Source organism: Corynebacterium faecale (assembly GCF_030408735.1).
In the GTDB taxonomy this organism is placed as follows: Bacteria; Actinomycetota; Actinomycetes; order Mycobacteriales; family Mycobacteriaceae; genus Corynebacterium; species Corynebacterium faecale.
The window spans coordinates 1,244,945-1,260,627 of the sequence record NZ_CP047204.1 but is presented as its reverse complement, the minus strand read 5'-3'; the positions used below and the strand labels follow the sequence as shown (position 1 = coordinate 1,260,627).

Below are 15,683 nucleotides of genomic sequence, written 5' to 3'. Positions count from 1 at the left end.
TCTCTAAACCATGGTACGCGGGTGGCCTACCGCCAACTCCCCTACACCCTCATAGACATCGCTAGACCGCATAGTCTATTCCTGACAGACTAACCAACCTCCACCCGGTTTTACAATGTGATATTCATTCCGCCCACTCACGTGCCCCACACACCAACGCCACACCAGTGGTACCGATGCGCGTGATCACCACCGCCATCGCCTTCTTCCCCTTCAGTGCCAACTTCTTACGCAACTGATCAGGATCAACATCCACTCCCCGCACCAGAATCTCCACCGAACCCGCGCCATGGGCGCTCAACGCGGACTTGAGCTTCTTCAGCGGCACCTGCTCGATGAATCTAAATCCACTGGTTCCCTCGGGAAGACGGTCCCCGGTGAGGTACGCGATGCGCTCGTCCAACATCCACAACCCCTCCCGCACCGCATAATGCCGCACCAACCCGGCGCGCACGATGGCACCGTCGGGGTCAATGATGAACTCCCCTGGCGCTCGTGCCAACTGTTCCCCCGGGGCGTCATCCAACAGGTCGGTCACCCGGTCCACCCGATCTCTGATCACCACGGCCTCACGTGTTTCACCATCAGCCAGATCCGGGGTGTACAGACAGGCTTCCTTCACTCCGCCATCCACACTGACCAGGCTCACCAGGCCATCCCACCCGCTGAAATCCAGACCGGGTGCACACTTGACGGCCATGGCATGTCCCGCCCAGGCGTCAAGCAGATCAGGCAGCGGCGGCAACAACTGGGCCGGGTCTGTGATGCGGCGCCCACCCGCACGGCGTGCAGGATCGGCGATGATCACATCAGCGCCGTTCACAGCAGGTTTCAGCGCATCAGCACACAGCAGGCGTGCGCGCCCAGCGCCCAGATTATATTGAGCCATCAACAGCCGGGAATGGTCGAGATCCGCTCCGATATATCCCAGTCCCGCGTTCATTATCGCCAGTCCCTCGGTGCCGATGGAACACGTGACATCGTGGGCCACCGTGTTCTCCCCCAATGCTGTGCCTAAACGTTGCGCACGGATATCAGAGACCTGCATCGGGGTGGCCTGTTGCGCGGAATCATGGCACATCAACCAATCCTCCGGCAGTTTTCCTGAGCGGCGGGCACCAGCGAGTTCTGCAACTGCCCGGCCCTGCTCCCCGAAGCGTGAACGAAGAACCGCCACATCAGAGATCATGGAGCGCTTCGTCAGCTCCAGCTCACGTGTGGCGAAATCAATATCAGGGGCGTTATCGATAAGGAAGCGGACCTCATCCGGACTGAAACTCATGTTCCTCAGTGTAGGAGGTCGCGGTCAGAACCTTTCGTTCCGCTTCAGTTCATAGAATTCGCGGTAGCGGGGATTGTTCATGGCGTCATCCACAATGGGATTGAGATTGAATTCATGGATGCTTTCCATCAGCTCAGCTGTGCTGTGGAAGTGGGACAGCTCAAACAGTGATGCCCAGGTGGGAATGACCAGGCGCAACAGCCCGGCCCGCCATCCCTCCAGGATCAGCTCCGGCGGGAAATAACCGGTGGATGATGCCTCCCTGGTATCGCCATCAGCACACTGCCCCTCCGGTTCGATGGCAACGAAGGAGAACGTATCAAAACGCGCCCGATCCCCTTCTGGGCTTGCCCAGCGGGCGAACGGCACGATGAGGTCGGTTCGGATCACCAGATTCTCCCTGACCAGCATTTCGGTCAGGGACATCTCATGGCTTTCCAATTTCTCCCGATAGGCGTGGTATTTGCTGGCGTCTTTCACCAGGCCTCCGCCATTACCGTGCTCAGCCAGAAGGGTTCCCGCCTCCTCGAAGAGTTCACGCACCGCGGCGAAGACCAGCGCATAGGCGATCTCTGGACTGGTGTTGAGGCGGTCAGCCCACTCCAGTGCATCCGGCCCCTCCCAGATCTCCGGGCTGTGGCCGTCAGAGAAATCCGGGAAGTCACGGGGATCCACCCCGCCCCCGGGGAAGACGGTGGCACGCGGGAAATGCGGCATGGTGGACACCCGTTCCTGGATATAGACCTCCAGATCCGGTTGGCCATCAATGATTCCATCCCGGACCAGAAGCACAGTGGCGGCTAGCTTTCGGCCGCCAACACCTTCCATCACCATCAATGCACCATGCTTTCTTTGAGAACCATCAACCAGTGTAAGGAAACGAAGTCCCTCCTGCAGGCCTGAACCCCCGGTTATTCGTCGACAAGCTCCGGCATTTTATTCAGCGTTGCGCGCGCGGCGGCGGCGCGCCTTACGGACCCGGCGCGCGAAATAGCGCTCACCGATGCGATCCACCTGGATCGGCTGATGGAAGGCCTTGGACAGGTTCTCATTGGTCAACACCGTGTGGATGAGACCCTGGGCCACGATCTCGCCTTCATCCAGCAACATGGCGTGGGTGAAGCCGGAGGGGATCTCTTCCACGTGGTGGGTGATCATGACGATGGCCGGTGCATCCGGGTCCATGGCCAGTGCGCCGAGATAGGCCACCAGGTCCTCGCGGCCACCCAGGTCCATGCCGGCGGTCGGCTCATCAAGAATGAGCAGCTCCGGGTTGGTCATGAGGGCGCGGGCGACCAGGACGCGTTTGCGCTCACCCTCCGAGAGCGTGCCCCAGGTGCGATCACCCAGGTGGAGGGCACCCACCTGCTCCATGATGTCGGTGGCCTGCTCGAAGTCCATCTCCGCGTAATCCTCACGCCAGCGGCCGAGAATGGCATAACCAGCGGACACAACCAGGTCACGGACCTTTTCATTTTCGGGGATCCGGTTACCCAGCGCGGAGGAGCTCACTCCGATCATGGAGCGCAGGTCGCGCATGTCAGTCTTACCCACCTGCTCCCCCATGATGCGGGCCCTGCCGGCGGAGGGGAACTCCTCGGCTGCGGCCATGCGGATGAGGGTGGTCTTGCCGGCACCGTTGGGGCCGATGATCACCCAGCGTTCATCCAGCTCCACCTGCCAATCGACAGGCCCCACCAGGTTCCTGCCCTCGCGGGTGAAGGTCACACCCTCAAAGTCAATGAGGAGGTCCTCGTTGTAGTCCTCTTGGAAGTCAGTTGCAGAGTCAGTCACACCCTCCATCATGGCTGATTTCACTTCTCCCATGTGGAAGTGACACAGCTCGGATAGGATTTTGGGAGGGTAACGGGCGGATAACCATCACCCCCGGCACTCTGAAGACGTGTACGTGATCGAGTATTGAAGTCTGCACCGCTAAAGAGGAGAAAACTGTGACTGGTCGTCTCGGAATCGATGATGTTCGCCCCCAGCTTCTGGACAAGAACCCGGCTAAGGCGGTGGTGGGTGAAATTGTTCCGGTTTCCGCTGTCGTCTGGCGCGAGGGCCACGATGCCATCTCCGCCACCCTGAATGTCCAGGGCCCGGAGGAGTCCACCGTTGCACCGGACACCATCCAGATCCCGATGCGCCAGACCCCCACCAACCAGGATCAGGTGAACGCCTTCTTCGTCCCTGATGTCCCCGGCACCTGGACCTTCCGCGTGGATGCCTGGTCCGATCCCATGGCCACCTGGCGTCATGCGGTGACCACCAAGATCGAGGCCGGCCAGTCCGCCGAGGAGCTCTACAATGACCTCGAGCGCGGTGCTGAACTCTTCGAGGAGGCCGCGGCGAATCTGCCACCAGAGGAAAAGAAGACGCTTATCGACGTCGCGACCTCCCTGCGTGGTTCCGGCAACCTCCGAGCCCGGGTTGCACCCGGCATCTCGGCGGCCACCCAGCAGCTGCTGGAGCGGTACCCGCTCCGCGAGCTGCTCACCCGCGGCGAGAACCTGCAGGTCAAGGTCGAACGCCGCGACGCCCTGGTGAACTCCTGGTACGAGCTGTTCCCCCGTTCCACCGGTGGCTGGGATGCCGATGGCAAGCCCGTTCACGGTACCTTCGACACCACCGCCGATGCCCTTGACCGCGTGGCGGCCATGGGCTTTGACACCGTCTACTTCCCGCCGATCCACCCGATCGGCGAGGTCAACCGCAAGGGTCGCAACAACACCCTGACCCCGGAGCCCGAGGATGTGGGATCCCCATGGGCCATCGGTTCCAAGGACGGTGGCCATGACGCTGTGCACCCGGAGCTGGGTACCGTCGAGGATTTCAAGAAGCTGCTGGCACGCGCTGAGGAGCTGGGTCTGGAGATCGCCCTCGACCTCGCACTCCAGGCAGCACCTGACCACCCATGGGCCCAGGACCACCGTGAGTTCTTCACCGTCTTAGCCGACGGCACCATCGCCTACGCCGAGAACCCACCGAAGAAGTACCAGGATATCTATCCGGTCAACTTCGACAACGCCCCGGAGAAGATCTACAAGGAGGTCTACCGTGTGGTGAAGTACTGGGTGGACCTGGGTGTGACCACCTTCCGTGTGGACAACCCCCACACCAAGCCAGCAAACTTCTGGCAGTGGCTGATCTCCGAGATCCACACCACCAACCCTGAGGTCATCTTCCTGGCCGAGGCATTCACCCGCCCGGCACGCCTCTACGGCCTGGCCAAGATCGGTTTCTCCCAGTCCTATACCTACTTCACCTGGAAGGTGTCCAAGGAGGAACTGACCGAGTTCGCCACTGAGATCGCCGAGATGGCTGATGTCTCCCGCCCGAACCTGTTCGTGAACACCCCGGACATTTTGCATGCCTCCCTCCAGCACGGTGGCCGCGCGATGTTCGCCATCCGCGCCGCGCTGGCTGCCACCATGTCACCGGTCTGGGGTGTCTACTCAGGTTATGAACTCTTCGAGCACCAGTCCGTCAAGCCCGGTTCCGAGGAGTACCTGGATTCCGAGAAGTACGAGTTGCGCCCCCGTGATTTCGAGGGTGCGCTGGAATCCAATGATTCCCTCGAGCCGTATATCGCCGCCCTTAACCAGATCCGTCGCGCCAACCCCGCCCTCCAGCAGCTGCGTAACCTGCACTTCCATGAGGCGGACAATGACCAGATCATCGTCTACTCCAAGGTGGATGCCCTCACCGGTAACACCGTCCTGGTGGTGGTGAACCTTGATCCCCGTTCCGCACGCGAAGCCACCGTGCGACTGGATCTGTCCGCCCTCGGCCTGGAATCCGGTGCGTCCTTCGAGGTCCGTGACGCCATCACCGGTGTCACCTACACGTGGGGTGCCACCAACTTCGTCCGACTGGAGCCGCTGCAGGATGTCGCGCACATCTTCGTGCTGCCCGAGCTTCCGGCTTCACGTCGCGAGCGTCTGGCCTGGCGCGAGATCGAACAGTACCGCGCATAACATCCCCTCAGTGCCCGAACTCGGGTACCGTCACAACAGTCTAAAACATACAGATTTCCCGATATTTTCAGCATTTAAGGACATGTGCCATGAGCCCTGATTCCGCTAATAACCTTGTGATCCCTGAAGAGGATCTCGGTAGGTTGCGTCATTGCCACCACCACAATCCCCACGGTTTCTATGGTTGGCACGCCAGCGACGGTGGTGGTTCCGTGATCCGCACCCGCCAGATCGGCGCCGAGAAGGTTGAGCTGATTCTCGACGGAACCCAGATCGTGATGAACCCCATCGGCGATGACATCTTCGCACTGGAACTGGGCAACCAGGACCCCTTCGACTACCGCCTGCGCATCACCTGGCCAGGTAAGGATCCAGTGGTCACCGCTGACCCTTATGCCTTCCTGCCCACACTCGGTGACATGGACATCTACCTGATCTCCGAGGGTCGCCATGAGCGTCTGTGGGATGTCCTCGGCGCCAATGTGAAGACCTATGAAACCGTCATGGGTCAGGTCAGTGGTACCGCCTTCGCCGTGTGGGCACCGAATGCCATCGGCGTCGCCGTGGTGGGCAACTTCAATGGCTGGAACGCCTCCCAGCACGCCATGCGTTCCATGGGTGGTTCCGGTATCTGGGAACTGTTCATCCCTAATATCGGCGCCGGCGACGTGTACAAGTTCGCCGTCCAGACCAAGGACGGCAACCGCCGTGACAAGGCAGACCCGATGGCACGCACCGCTGAGCTACCCCCGGCCACCGGTTCCATCGTGGCGGAGTCCTCCTATGAATGGAATGACTCCGAGTGGCTGGCCAAGCGTGACTCCACCGACGTGGCCTCCACCCCGATGAGTGTGTATGAAGTTCACCTCGGATCATGGCGCTGGGGCCGTAACTACTCCGAGCTGGCCACCGAACTGGTGGATTATGTCGCTGACCTCGGCTACACCCACGTGGAGTTCATGCCCGTCGCGGAACACCCCTTCGGTGGTTCCTGGGGTTACCAGGTCACCGGCTACTACGCCCCCACCTCACGCTGGGGTACACCGGATGAACTGCGCAAGCTTATCGACGCCTTCCACGCCCGCGGCATCGGTGTCATCGTCGACTGGGTGCCCGCCCACTTCCCCAAGGATGACTGGGCCCTGGCGCGTTTTGATGGTGAACCCCTCTACGAACACCCGGATTGGCGCCGTGGTGAGCAGAAGGACTGGGGCACCTATGTCTTTGACTTCGGACGCAACGAGGTCCGCAACTTCCTGGTGGCCAACGCCCTCTACTGGCTGGAGGAATTCCACGTCGACGGACTGCGCGTGGATGCCGTGGCCTCCATGCTCTACCTGGACTACTCCCGTGAACACGGCGAATGGGCTCCGAATGTCTTCGGTGGCCGGGAGAACCTTGAGGCTGTGCAGTTCATCCAGGAGATGAACGCCACCGTTTCACGTGTCCACCCGGGTGCGCTGACCATCGCCGAGGAATCCACCTCCTGGCCGGGAGTCACCGCACCGACCTGGGATGGTGGCCTGGGATTCTCCCTCAAGTGGAACATGGGCTGGATGAATGACACCCTGGAGTACTTCTCCAAGGATCCCATCCACCGCTCCTTCCACCACAACGAGCTCACCTTCTCACTGGTGTACGCCTTCTCCGAGCGCTTCGTGCTGCCCATCTCCCATGATGAGGTAGTCCACGGCAAGGGATCCCTGTGGAACCGCATGCCGGGAGATACCTGGAACAAGGCCGCCGGCATGCGTACCCTGCTCGCCTACATGTGGGCACACCCGGGTAAGAAGTTGCTGTTCATGGGCCAGGAACTGGGCCAGCGTGATGAATGGTCTGAGGGCACCGAACTGCCCTGGGGTGTTGTCGATGGCTGGCAGGGTGAATACCACTCGGCCATCTCCGACCTCATCCGCGAACTCAACTCCACCTACAGGGATGTCCCGGCACTTCATGAGCGTGATTTCTCCGGTGAGGGATTCGCCTGGAACAAGGCTGATGACGCTGGCAACAACATCCTGGCCTTCACCCGTTATGGCGAGGACGGTTCCCAGGTTCTGTGTATTTTCAACCTCTCCGGCACCTCTCAGCCCGAGTACACCCTCGGTGTCTCCGGCGGCGGCACCTGGAAACTGGCCCTCAACACCGATGAGGAACAGTTCCTGGGTGCGGACAATTCCCTGTCCGAAACAGTCAAGGCCACCAAGGCTGACCGCGATGGTTTCCCCTACACCGCCACCGTGCACTCCCCTGCGATGAGTGCGCAGTTCTACGTCTGGGAAGGCTAGATCTTTTTCAGATAGGTGAAAAAGGCACCCCTCGGGGTGCCTTTTCCATTGCTCTTAGCAGAGGGGTTAGTACAGGGCGCTGGCCATCTTGCCGCGGGCCGCGAGCACCCGGGGGTCTGTGGGGTCAAACAGACCGAAGAGTTCGATGAGACGGCCCTTCACCGTGTCCTTCTCCTTACCCGCGGTCCTGGTGAGCAGGGTGATGAGACGGTCGAAGGCACCCTCCGGGTTGCCGGACACCATCTCTGCATCAGCGGCAGCGAAGGCCTTGCCCACATCGGTGGGATCAGCCTCTGCCTCGGCGAGCACATCGGTGCCATCGTCGACAGTGCCCAGCCTGGCCATGAGCATCGCTGTGTCACGGGCCTGTTTGATCTCGGCGTTCTTCGGTTCCTCCTTGAGGATCTCCTCATAGACGGCGATGGCTGCATCGAAGTTGCCCTCATTCAAGGCGATCAGGGCGGCATCCAGACGGGGATCCTCCGGTTCTTCCACCGGTGCCTGGGATGGGGAGCCATCAGCGGGCGTTGCGCCCTCCGGCAGGCCCTGCAGCTGGGGGCCCACCGCCTGGATGACGGAGCTGATCCACTGCTGCAGGGCATCAGCCGGCTGTCCACCCTGGAAGTCCGCCAGGGGACGGCCTGCAGCCACGGCGATGGTGGTGGGCAGACCCTCCACCCCGAAGACCTGGGCCACATCCGGGGTGGTGTCGGCGTCGATATAACCGAAGATGAAGGACAGACCGGCGTTGGCCGCCAGGGCTGTGAAATCTGCTTTCAGCTGCTCAGAATCGGGGCTGCGGGAGGTTCCGATCAGGACGATCACCGGCACCTGGGTTGATCGTCGCAGAACCTCGTTCTCCAGGTTCTCCATCGTGACAGTGATGGAGGTGGCAATGGCGGTGGATGCCGGTCCCTCCGAATGTGTCTTCTGGCGGGCTTCAGCGCGGGCTTTCACCTCGCCGAGATCGATGGCTCCACTGACGAAACGGCCTGGTGTGGTCACGGTTGAAACACTCTTTCTCAGTTGGCTGACGGGACTATCCCCTCAACTCTACTGATCCCGGGACAGACGTTCCTCCACGGCTTCCACCTTGCGGGTGAGCGTATTCTCATAACCGGGCCGGATGTCCGCCTTGATCACCAGGGAGGTCCGCGGAGACACCTTGGAGACAGCCTCGGTGGCACGTTTGATCACATCGAAGACCTCATCCCACTCCCCCTCGATGAGTGTGAACATGGCGTTGGTTTCATTGGGTAGGCCGGATTCCCGGACCACACGGATGGCCTCGGTGACGGCATCGGCCATCTCACCTTGAGGATTGTCGGTTACGGCTGGGGCAACAGAGAAGGCAATGAGCATACCGCCAGGTTACCTGCATCAGGTGATCACGGACACCACCCTTAATGGTGCGGTTGCGGGATCACAGGAATAGAATGACATCCATGACTGAAAATCCACAGGCCATTGATATCCCCCACGAGTATGTTGTCTGCCTTGACCACGTTGGTATTGCTGTCCCCGACCTGGATGAGGCTGTTGAGTTCTACCGCAACGCCTTCGGTTGGGTGAACCACCACCAGGAAACCAACGAGGAGCAGGGTGTCACCGAGGCCATGGTCGGCCCGAAGGACATGAAGGACACCGATGGCATGCTGCAGCTGCTGGCTCCCCTGAATGAGGAATCCACCATCGCGAAGTTCATCGCCAAGAAGGGCCCCGGCCTCCAGCAGATGTGCCTGCGCACCCACCATCTTGATGAGCTGTCAGATTACCTGCGCGATCAGGGCATCCGTCTGCTCTATGACCAGCCGAAGATCGGCACCGGTGGTGCACGCATCAACTTCGTCCATCCCAAGGATGCAGGCGGCGTCCTCCTCGAGCTGACCGAACCAGCCAACTAGCTTATCGACGCGACCAGCAGGCCTTGTGCCAATGTCTGCGGTCGTCTGCACGGCCCCCCGCATCGCGGGGCCACGCCACCACATGCGCTACGCCCGGTGGGATATTCTGATTGCACCCCGGGCACACGTAGAATTTGGTGGCCGCTGAACTGCCCATCTGGCGAACCATATAGGGTTCACCGAATGACCAGCTGGGCCCCTCCTGGACCTGGGTGCCCCAATAGACCGCACCATCGCGAGGTAAATCGCGGGGTGCGGCCTTCTCTCTTCTGTTCCGGCGTGGCATGAACTACCCTTCTCCTGATCAGAAGAGCCTGAGCTCATCAGACTCGATGCCACGCATGGCCTGATAATCCAGGGTGACACACCTGATGCCGCGGTCCTCCGCCAGAATGCGTGCCTGGGGTTTGATCTCCTGGGCCGCGAACACACCCTGCACCGGCCTGAGAAGCTCATCCCGGTTGAGCAGCTCAAGATAACGGGTGAGTTGCTCCACCCCGTCGATGTTTCCGCGGCGCTTGATTTCCACAGCCACGGTCTGACCATCCGCATCACGGCAGAGGATATCCACCGGCCCGATCGCCGTGGGGTACTCCCGACGGATAAGCGTATACCCCTCACCGAGGGTGTTGATGTGCTCAGCGAGCAACACCTGGAGATGATCCTCCACCCCGTCCTTCACCAGGCCCGGGTCCACGCCCAGATCATGGGAGAGCTCCGAGTGGATCTTCTCCACTGTGATCCGCAGCTGCTCACCCTTCTTATTCTCCACCACCCAGAGATGCACACCAACCTCTTCCCCATCCTCATCAGTGATGGGGGTTTCCGTGAGTGTGCACGGTGGAGTCATCCAGTTGAGGGGCTTATAGGCCCGGTCATCAGCATGGATGGACACTGAACCATCAGCTTTGACCATCAGGAGGCGATCAGCCATCGGAAGATGGGCTTCCAGACGGCCGACATAATCTACAGAACAACGGGCGATGACAAGACGCATGCCCCTACAATAACCAACCGGATTATCACCGGTCCCGCTGGGTGCCATTCCGGTTCTGTTTGCGCAGGAAATCAGCAGGCGTGAGCGTATGCTCCGCGCGCACATCGCGTGCCGCCTCCAGCCACGCGGTCATGGCCATCTCACCATGGGAATCCAGTCCGATCTCAATCTCCTTCTCCTTGGACCTGATCCGCACGATCCGGGTTCCATCAGACATGAAAACCGCCTCTTCGGTTGTGGGCTCACGTCGATCGAGGAGCTCCACCGAAAGGCGGTTGAAGATGATGTTGGCCATGGGCGACAGGGAACGAACCTTGAAATACTCCAGGTCATTTCCGTTGTAGCGCAGAGATCCGTGACGCCAGCCATGGACCCCACTCTGCGGTAGTTCACGCAGAATCACCGTGGTCCCCCGGGAACGCAGTGTGAAAAACCGCCAGGCAGCCAGCATGACAGCGAGAACCGCGATGATCACCAGGGCCCAAATAATATATTCCACGGCGTAGTGTGTCCTCCCTGCAACAAGCTAAAAGGTTTTAGTTGATCCTACCCACAAAGAAGGGTAATCAAAAACAATGCATGGGGACAGCCTGGCTTGGACGTCGAGAAGCAAAAGACAACGCCCGCCCGGGGCTGGAGGATATCCAGCCCCGGGCGGGCGTACATCAGCTAAACGAAAGGGTACTAGAGACCTTCGCTGCTGCGGCGGACCGCGCGCAGCCCGGCCTCGGCACGTGCCTTGGCCAGCTCGTCGTCCGAATTCAGATCAGCCTCGGCAGATGCGGAATCAACCTCATGTGCCCAGACGGCGAAGTCCGCGAGGATCGTCACCTTTTCCTTGGATACGGAGAAGAATCCACCCTGGACGCCGGCAACAAGCTTGTCGCCGTCCGTGGGCTGGATGGTCACGACACCGTTCTCGACCAACTGGCCGAGCATCGGCTCGTGATCGGGCAGCACGCCGATCTCACCCTCGGTGGTCTGAGCAGTCACAATGCTGGCCTGACCCGACCAGAGCATGCGCTCAACAGACACCAGTTCAACGGTGATTTCAGCCATGTGTCTCTACCTTACTTTCCGGTCAGCTTCTTGTAAGCAGCTTCGACGTCGTCCAGGCCACCCAGGCCGTTGAAGGCCTGCTCTGGGTAGTGGTCGAAGTCGCCGTTGCAGATGCGCTCGAAAGCGTCGATGGTGTCAGCCAGTGGCACATAGGAACCAGGCAGGCCGGTGAACTTCTCCGCGACGAAGAAGTTCTGACCGAGGAAGCGCTCGAGACGACGGGCGCGGGCCACGGTGATCTTGTCCTCTTCAGACAGCTCGTCCATACCGAGGATGGCGATGATGTCCTGGAGTTCCTTGTTCTTCTGCAGAATACCGATGACGCGCTGGGCGACCTCGTAGTGACGCTCGCCAACAATCGACGGCTCGAGGATACGAGAAGTCGAGGTCAGTGGGTTCACAGCTGGGTAGATACCCTTGGATGCGATCGAGCGGTCAAGCTCGGTGGTGGCATCCAGGTGGGCGAACACCGCAGCAGGGGCTGGGTCGGTGTAGTCATCGGCAGGGACGTAAACGGCCTGCAGAGACGTAATCGAACGGCCCTTGGTGGAGGTAATGCGCTCCTGAAGAACACCCATCTCATCAGCCAGGGTTGGCTGGTAACCCACGGCAGAAGGCATACGACCCAGAAGGGTGGACACCTCGGAACCTGCCTGGGTGAAACGGAAGATGTTGTCAATGAAGAGCAGCACGTCCTGGTTCTGCACATCGCGGAAGTACTCCGCCATGGTCAGACCGGACAGCGCCACGCGCATACGGACTCCCGGTGGCTCGTCCATCTGGCCGAACACGAGAGCGGTGTCCTGGAGAACGCCCATCTCTTCCATTTCGAGGAAGAGGTCGGTGCCCTCACGGGTACGCTCGCCGACGCCTGCGAATACCGAGGTACCGGAGAACTCGCGGGCGATACGGGTGATCATTTCCTGGATCAGAACGGTCTTGCCGACACCGGCGCCACCGAACAGACCGATCTTTCCACCCTTAACATAAGGGGTGAGAAGGTCGACGACCTTGATGCCGGTCTCGAGGATCTCGGTCTTGCCTTCGAGCTGGTCGAATGACGGTGGCTCGCGGTGGATTCCCCACTGCTCGCCATCGCGACCCAGGCCCGGCTCGTCGAGGCAGTCGCCGAGGGCGTTGAACACGTGGCCCTTGACAACATCGCCGACTGGAACGGAGATTGGCTTACCGGAGTCAACGACAGCCGCACCGCGGACCATGCCGTCGGTAGGTGCCATTGCAATGGTACGGATCAGGTTGTCGCCGAGGTGCTGAGCAACCTCGAGGACAACGGTCTTGGCGACTGATTCGAGGGTGACCTCGACAGTCAGTGCGTTGTACAGTGCCGGCAGCTCGCCGCGGGGGAACTCCACGTCGACGACCGCGCCAATGACACGCACGACACGACCGGCAGTAGCTGCCAGCTGTGCGTTCTGCTCTGTAAGAGCTGTAGTCATAATCTAGTCACTTTCTCCGCTGTCAGACAGCGCACCAGCGCCGCCGACAATCTCTGTGATTTCCTGGGTAATCTGTGCCTGACGAGCCGCGTTGGCCACTCGGGAAAGGTCCTTGACCAGTTCCGTTGCGTTGTCAGTTGCAGACTTCATCGCGTTTCGACGTGAAGCGGACTCCGCTGCGGCTGCTTCCAAGAAGATGGAGAACAACCGACGAGAAACATACTGCGGAAGCAGTGCTTCAAGCAGAGTGTCCGCGTCCGGCTCGAAATCGTAGTCAGGTTCGATGTCGCCCGCACCGGAATCGGTGAGTGCGCTCTCGCCCTGTACGAAAATTTCGTCTTCGATGACTGGCTCAATCGGCAGCAGCTGAAGCACTACCGGTTGCTGAGTCAGCATGGAAATGAACTCGGTGTAAACCACGTGAACCTGGTCGAAGCCCTGGATTCCCTGGCCTTCATCCACATTCAGTCCGTCGCGGAACTTTGCCTCACCATCAGCGGTGGCCGTGAAGCCATCAATCAGGTGACGACGCACGTCGTGGGTGGCATCCCAATCCGGATCCTGTGAGAATCCGGTCCAGGCACCCGCAACATAATCCTCGCGGAACTTGTAGTAGCCCACGCCCTTGCTACCGGTGACATAACGAACCACTTCGTAACCTTCTCCAGCCAGGAGCTTCTCCAGCTCCGCAGCCTTCTTGAATACGTTGTGGTTGTAGCCACCAGCCATGCCGCGGTCAGAAGAGACCACCAGCACGGCGGCTCGCTTGCCGCCTTCACGCTCACGCAGCATCGGGTGATCGAGGGTACTGGCCGACGCGAGACGCTCCAGCACACGCTGGATCTCCTCTGCGTACGGCGCAGCAGCCGCGACGCGACCCTGTGCCTTGGTGATGCGCGAGGTGGCGATCAGTTCCTGAGCCTTGGTGATCTTCTTGGTTGAGTTGACCGAACGGATTCGGTCACGCAATTCACGAATTGTTGCCATGGTTCAAACGCCTCCCTTCAGTTGCTTGGTCAGTCATGTTGTATGAGGCTCTCGGCCTGCTACTACTTGCCGACCTTGCGGGAAACGGTGAGCTGGTTCTTCTGGACCTGGCCGGCGTCGAGTGCTTCGACATCCTGCTCGTTGATGACAGGGGTGCCATCGGTGGTCTGGAAGCTGCCCTTGAACTGCTCGGAAGCCTGAAGAAGCGCGTCCTTTGACTCGTCGGACAGCACAGCGCCGCCGGCGATCTGCTCGTACACCTGTGAGGTGTTGGAGCTGAGGTACTCATGCAGCTCGGTTTCGAAGCGACGGACATCCTCGACGGGAACGTTGTCGAAGACGCCTTCGCCTGCGAGCCACAGGGAGATGATCTGGTACTCAACGGACTGAGGTGCGTTCTCAGCCTGGATGAGCAGCTGAACCAGACGCTGGCCACGTTCGAGCTGAGCCTTGGACGCGGAGTCCAGGTCAGAAGCGAAGGTGGCGAATGCCTCGAGGTCACGGTAAGCAGCCAGGTCCAGACGGAGTGAACCGGCAACCTTCTTCATACCCTTGGTCTGAGCTGCGCCACCCACACGGGAGACCGAGATACCGACGTTAATCGCCGGACGGACACCACGGTTGAACAGGTCGGACTCAAGGAATACCTGACCGTCGGTGATGGAAATCACGTTGGTAGGAATGAAGGCGGAGACGTCGTTGGCCTTGGTCTCAATGATCGGCAGCGCGGTAATGGAACCGGCACCGAGCTCATCGGACAGCTTCGCAGCGCGCTCCAGCAGACGGGAGTGCAGGTAGAAGACGTCACCTGGGTATGCTTCGCGGCCCGGCGGGCGACGCAGCAGCAGGGAGATGGCACGGTAGGCCTCTGCCTGCTTGGTCAGATCATCGTAGATGACCAGGACGTGGTTGCCCTGGTGCATCCAGTGCTGGGCGAGAGCAGCGCCGGCAAATGGTGCGAGCCACTTGAAGCCGGCAGCGTCGGAGGCAGGAGCCGCCACGATGGTGGTGTACTCCAGAGCGCCCTGCTCCTCGAGGGTCTTGCGCAGGGCTGCAATGGTGGAGCCCTTCTGACCGATTGCGACGTAGATGCAGCGAACCTGCTTCGTCTTGTCGCCGGTCTCCCAGTTGGCCTTCTGGTTAAGGATGGTGTCGATGCAGACCGCGGTCTTGCCGGTCTTACGGTCACCAATGATCAGCTGTCGCTGACCACGACCGATTGGGGTCATCGCATCGATAGCCTTGATGCCGGTGGCCATTGGCTCTTCAACAGGCTGGCGATCAAGCACGGAAGGTGCCTGAAGCTCGAGGACGCGGTCCTCTTCAGCTGTGATTTGACCAAGGCCGTCGATGGGCTTGCCAAGTGGGTCGATGACGCGACCGAGGAAATCTTCGCCGACGGGGATAGACAGAACGTCTCCCGTACGACGAACCTGGTCGCCTTCCTTCAGTAGCTCGTAGTTACCCAGGACCACGACACCGACGGAGTCGGCCTCGAGGTTCTGTGCGACGCCGATGACGCCGCCCGGGAACTCCAGGAGCTCATTCGCCATAACAGACGGGAGGCCCGAAACCTGGGCAATACCGTCAGCGGCCGAAATAACCACGCCGACCTCCTCACGGGAGGCCTCCGCGGAGTAGCTCGAGGTGTAGTTCGCAATCGCGCTACGGATCTCATCGGAGGAGATCGTCAGCTCCGCCATGTTCTTCCTGCTCTCGGTTGTTTCTT

Annotated in this window: 15 protein-coding genes; 3 read left to right on the top strand and 12 right to left on the bottom strand. The window is 60.4% G+C overall.

The genetic code is table 11. The features are described 5' to 3' along the window. Positions 1 to 124 precede the first annotated feature (124 nt). The 3 genes from CFAEC_RS05795 to CFAEC_RS05785 all read right to left on the bottom strand — a co-directional run bounded on the left by CFAEC_RS05795 (position 125) and on the right by CFAEC_RS05785 (position 3,088). On the bottom strand, positions 125 to 1,282 hold the full coding sequence (locus CFAEC_RS05795; RefSeq protein ID WP_290279580.1) for a THUMP-like domain-containing protein: 1,158 nt from the start codon (positions 1,280 to 1,282) through the stop codon (positions 125 to 127). 24 nt (positions 1,283 to 1,306) lie between these two features. Continuing rightward, entirely contained in the window at positions 1,307 to 2,116 is an 810-nt protein-coding gene (locus CFAEC_RS05790) for an NUDIX hydrolase (RefSeq protein ID WP_290279579.1), read from the bottom strand. A 102-nt stretch (positions 2,117 to 2,218) separates the two neighbouring features. Further along, positions 2,219 to 3,088: an ABC transporter ATP-binding protein gene (locus CFAEC_RS05785; protein WP_290279815.1), complete on the bottom strand. Its 870-nt coding sequence runs from the start codon at positions 3,086 to 3,088 to the stop codon at positions 2,219 to 2,221. A 146-nt stretch (positions 3,089 to 3,234) separates the two neighbouring features. Between CFAEC_RS05785 and CFAEC_RS05780 the strand changes: the two genes are divergently transcribed. Both CFAEC_RS05780 and glgB read left to right on the top strand, forming a co-directional pair. Continuing rightward, positions 3,235 to 5,262: a maltotransferase domain-containing protein gene (locus CFAEC_RS05780; RefSeq protein ID WP_290279578.1), complete on the top strand. Its 2,028-nt coding sequence runs from the start codon at positions 3,235 to 3,237 to the stop codon at positions 5,260 to 5,262. An 89-nt stretch (positions 5,263 to 5,351) separates the two neighbouring features. After that, on the top strand, positions 5,352 to 7,550 hold the full coding sequence (gene glgB, locus CFAEC_RS05775; RefSeq protein WP_290279577.1) for a 1,4-alpha-glucan branching protein GlgB: 2,199 nt from the start codon (positions 5,352 to 5,354) through the stop codon (positions 7,548 to 7,550). Positions 7,551 to 7,616: 66 nt separating this feature from the next. Here glgB and CFAEC_RS05770 read toward each other — a convergent pair whose 3' ends face one another. Continuing rightward, positions 7,617 to 8,555: a tetratricopeptide repeat protein gene (locus CFAEC_RS05770; RefSeq protein WP_290279576.1), complete on the bottom strand. Its 939-nt coding sequence runs from the start codon at positions 8,553 to 8,555 to the stop codon at positions 7,617 to 7,619. Positions 8,556 to 8,603: 48 nt separating this feature from the next. Beyond that, positions 8,604 to 8,912 (bottom strand): MTH1187 family thiamine-binding protein, encoded by a 309-nt coding sequence (locus CFAEC_RS05765; protein WP_290279575.1) that lies wholly within the window; start codon positions 8,910 to 8,912, stop codon positions 8,604 to 8,606. Positions 8,913 to 8,995: 83 nt separating this feature from the next. On the opposite strand from CFAEC_RS05765, the gene mce reads away from it, so the two are divergent. Then, positions 8,996 to 9,454, top strand: a complete 459-nt coding sequence (gene mce, locus CFAEC_RS05760; protein ID WP_290279574.1) for a methylmalonyl-CoA epimerase — start codon at positions 8,996 to 8,998, stop codon at positions 9,452 to 9,454. Between the two features lies 1 nt (position 9,455). Here the strand turns inward: mce and CFAEC_RS05755 are convergent, their stop codons facing one another. The 7 genes from CFAEC_RS05755 to atpA form a co-directional block, all read right to left on the bottom strand. Then, positions 9,456 to 9,740 (bottom strand): Rv1322 family protein, encoded by a 285-nt coding sequence (locus CFAEC_RS05755; protein ID WP_290279573.1) that lies wholly within the window; start codon positions 9,738 to 9,740, stop codon positions 9,456 to 9,458. Positions 9,741 to 9,758: 18 nt separating this feature from the next. Next, positions 9,759 to 10,451: an endonuclease NucS gene (nucS, locus tag CFAEC_RS05750; RefSeq protein ID WP_290279572.1), complete on the bottom strand. Its 693-nt coding sequence runs from the start codon at positions 10,449 to 10,451 to the stop codon at positions 9,759 to 9,761. 25 nt (positions 10,452 to 10,476) lie between these two features. Further along, positions 10,477 to 10,950, bottom strand: a complete 474-nt coding sequence (locus CFAEC_RS05745) for a DUF2550 domain-containing protein (protein WP_290279571.1) — start codon at positions 10,948 to 10,950, stop codon at positions 10,477 to 10,479. Positions 10,951 to 11,135: 185 nt separating this feature from the next. After that, complete coding sequence (locus CFAEC_RS05740; RefSeq protein WP_290279570.1) at positions 11,136 to 11,510, bottom strand: F0F1 ATP synthase subunit epsilon; 375 nt, start codon at positions 11,508 to 11,510, stop codon at positions 11,136 to 11,138. 11 nt (positions 11,511 to 11,521) lie between these two features. Then, the gene (atpD, locus tag CFAEC_RS05735; RefSeq protein ID WP_290279569.1) at positions 11,522 to 12,967 is read right to left on the bottom strand and encodes a F0F1 ATP synthase subunit beta; all 1,446 of its coding nucleotides are present in this window, start codon (positions 12,965 to 12,967) and stop codon (positions 11,522 to 11,524) included. A gap of 3 nt (positions 12,968 to 12,970) precedes the next feature. Next, a complete protein-coding gene (locus CFAEC_RS05730) occupies positions 12,971 to 13,954 on the bottom strand; it encodes a F0F1 ATP synthase subunit gamma (RefSeq protein WP_290279568.1) in 984 nt (327 codons plus the stop codon). A gap of 62 nt (positions 13,955 to 14,016) precedes the next feature. Beyond that, complete coding sequence (gene atpA, locus CFAEC_RS05725; RefSeq protein WP_290279814.1) at positions 14,017 to 15,657, bottom strand: F0F1 ATP synthase subunit alpha; 1,641 nt, start codon at positions 15,655 to 15,657, stop codon at positions 14,017 to 14,019. Between the last annotated feature and the right edge of the window lie 26 nt (positions 15,658 to 15,683).

What these genes read in the sequence shown, in the direction of transcription:
- CFAEC_RS05755 (WP_290279573.1), bottom strand. Translation starts at nt 9,740, where the DNA reads ATGCCACGCCGGAACAGAAGAGAGAAGGCCGCACCCCGCGATTTACCT.
- atpD (WP_290279569.1), bottom strand. Translation starts at nt 12,967, where the DNA reads ATGACTACAGCTCTTACAGAGCAGAACGCACAGCTGGCAGCTACTGCC.
- CFAEC_RS05795 (WP_290279580.1), bottom strand. Translation starts at nt 1,282, where the DNA reads ATGAGTTTCAGTCCGGATGAGGTCCGCTTCCTTATCGATAACGCCCCT.
- nucS (WP_290279572.1), bottom strand. Translation starts at nt 10,451, where the DNA reads ATGCGTCTTGTCATCGCCCGTTGTTCTGTAGATTATGTCGGCCGTCTG.
- CFAEC_RS05740 (WP_290279570.1), bottom strand. Translation starts at nt 11,510, where the DNA reads ATGGCTGAAATCACCGTTGAACTGGTGTCTGTTGAGCGCATGCTCTGG.
- atpA (WP_290279814.1), bottom strand. Translation starts at nt 15,657, where the DNA reads ATGGCGGAGCTGACGATCTCCTCCGATGAGATCCGTAGCGCGATTGCG.
- mce (WP_290279574.1), top strand. Translation starts at nt 8,996, where the DNA reads ATGACTGAAAATCCACAGGCCATTGATATCCCCCACGAGTATGTTGTC.
- CFAEC_RS05730 (WP_290279568.1), bottom strand. Translation starts at nt 13,954, where the DNA reads ATGGCAACAATTCGTGAATTGCGTGACCGAATCCGTTCGGTCAACTCA.
- CFAEC_RS05790 (WP_290279579.1), bottom strand. Translation starts at nt 2,116, where the DNA reads ATGGTGATGGAAGGTGTTGGCGGCCGAAAGCTAGCCGCCACTGTGCTT.
- CFAEC_RS05765 (WP_290279575.1), bottom strand. Translation starts at nt 8,912, where the DNA reads ATGCTCATTGCCTTCTCTGTTGCCCCAGCCGTAACCGACAATCCTCAA.
- CFAEC_RS05785 (WP_290279815.1), bottom strand. Translation starts at nt 3,088, where the DNA reads ATGATGGAGGGTGTGACTGACTCTGCAACTGACTTCCAAGAGGACTAC.
- glgB (WP_290279577.1), top strand. Translation starts at nt 5,352, where the DNA reads ATGAGCCCTGATTCCGCTAATAACCTTGTGATCCCTGAAGAGGATCTC.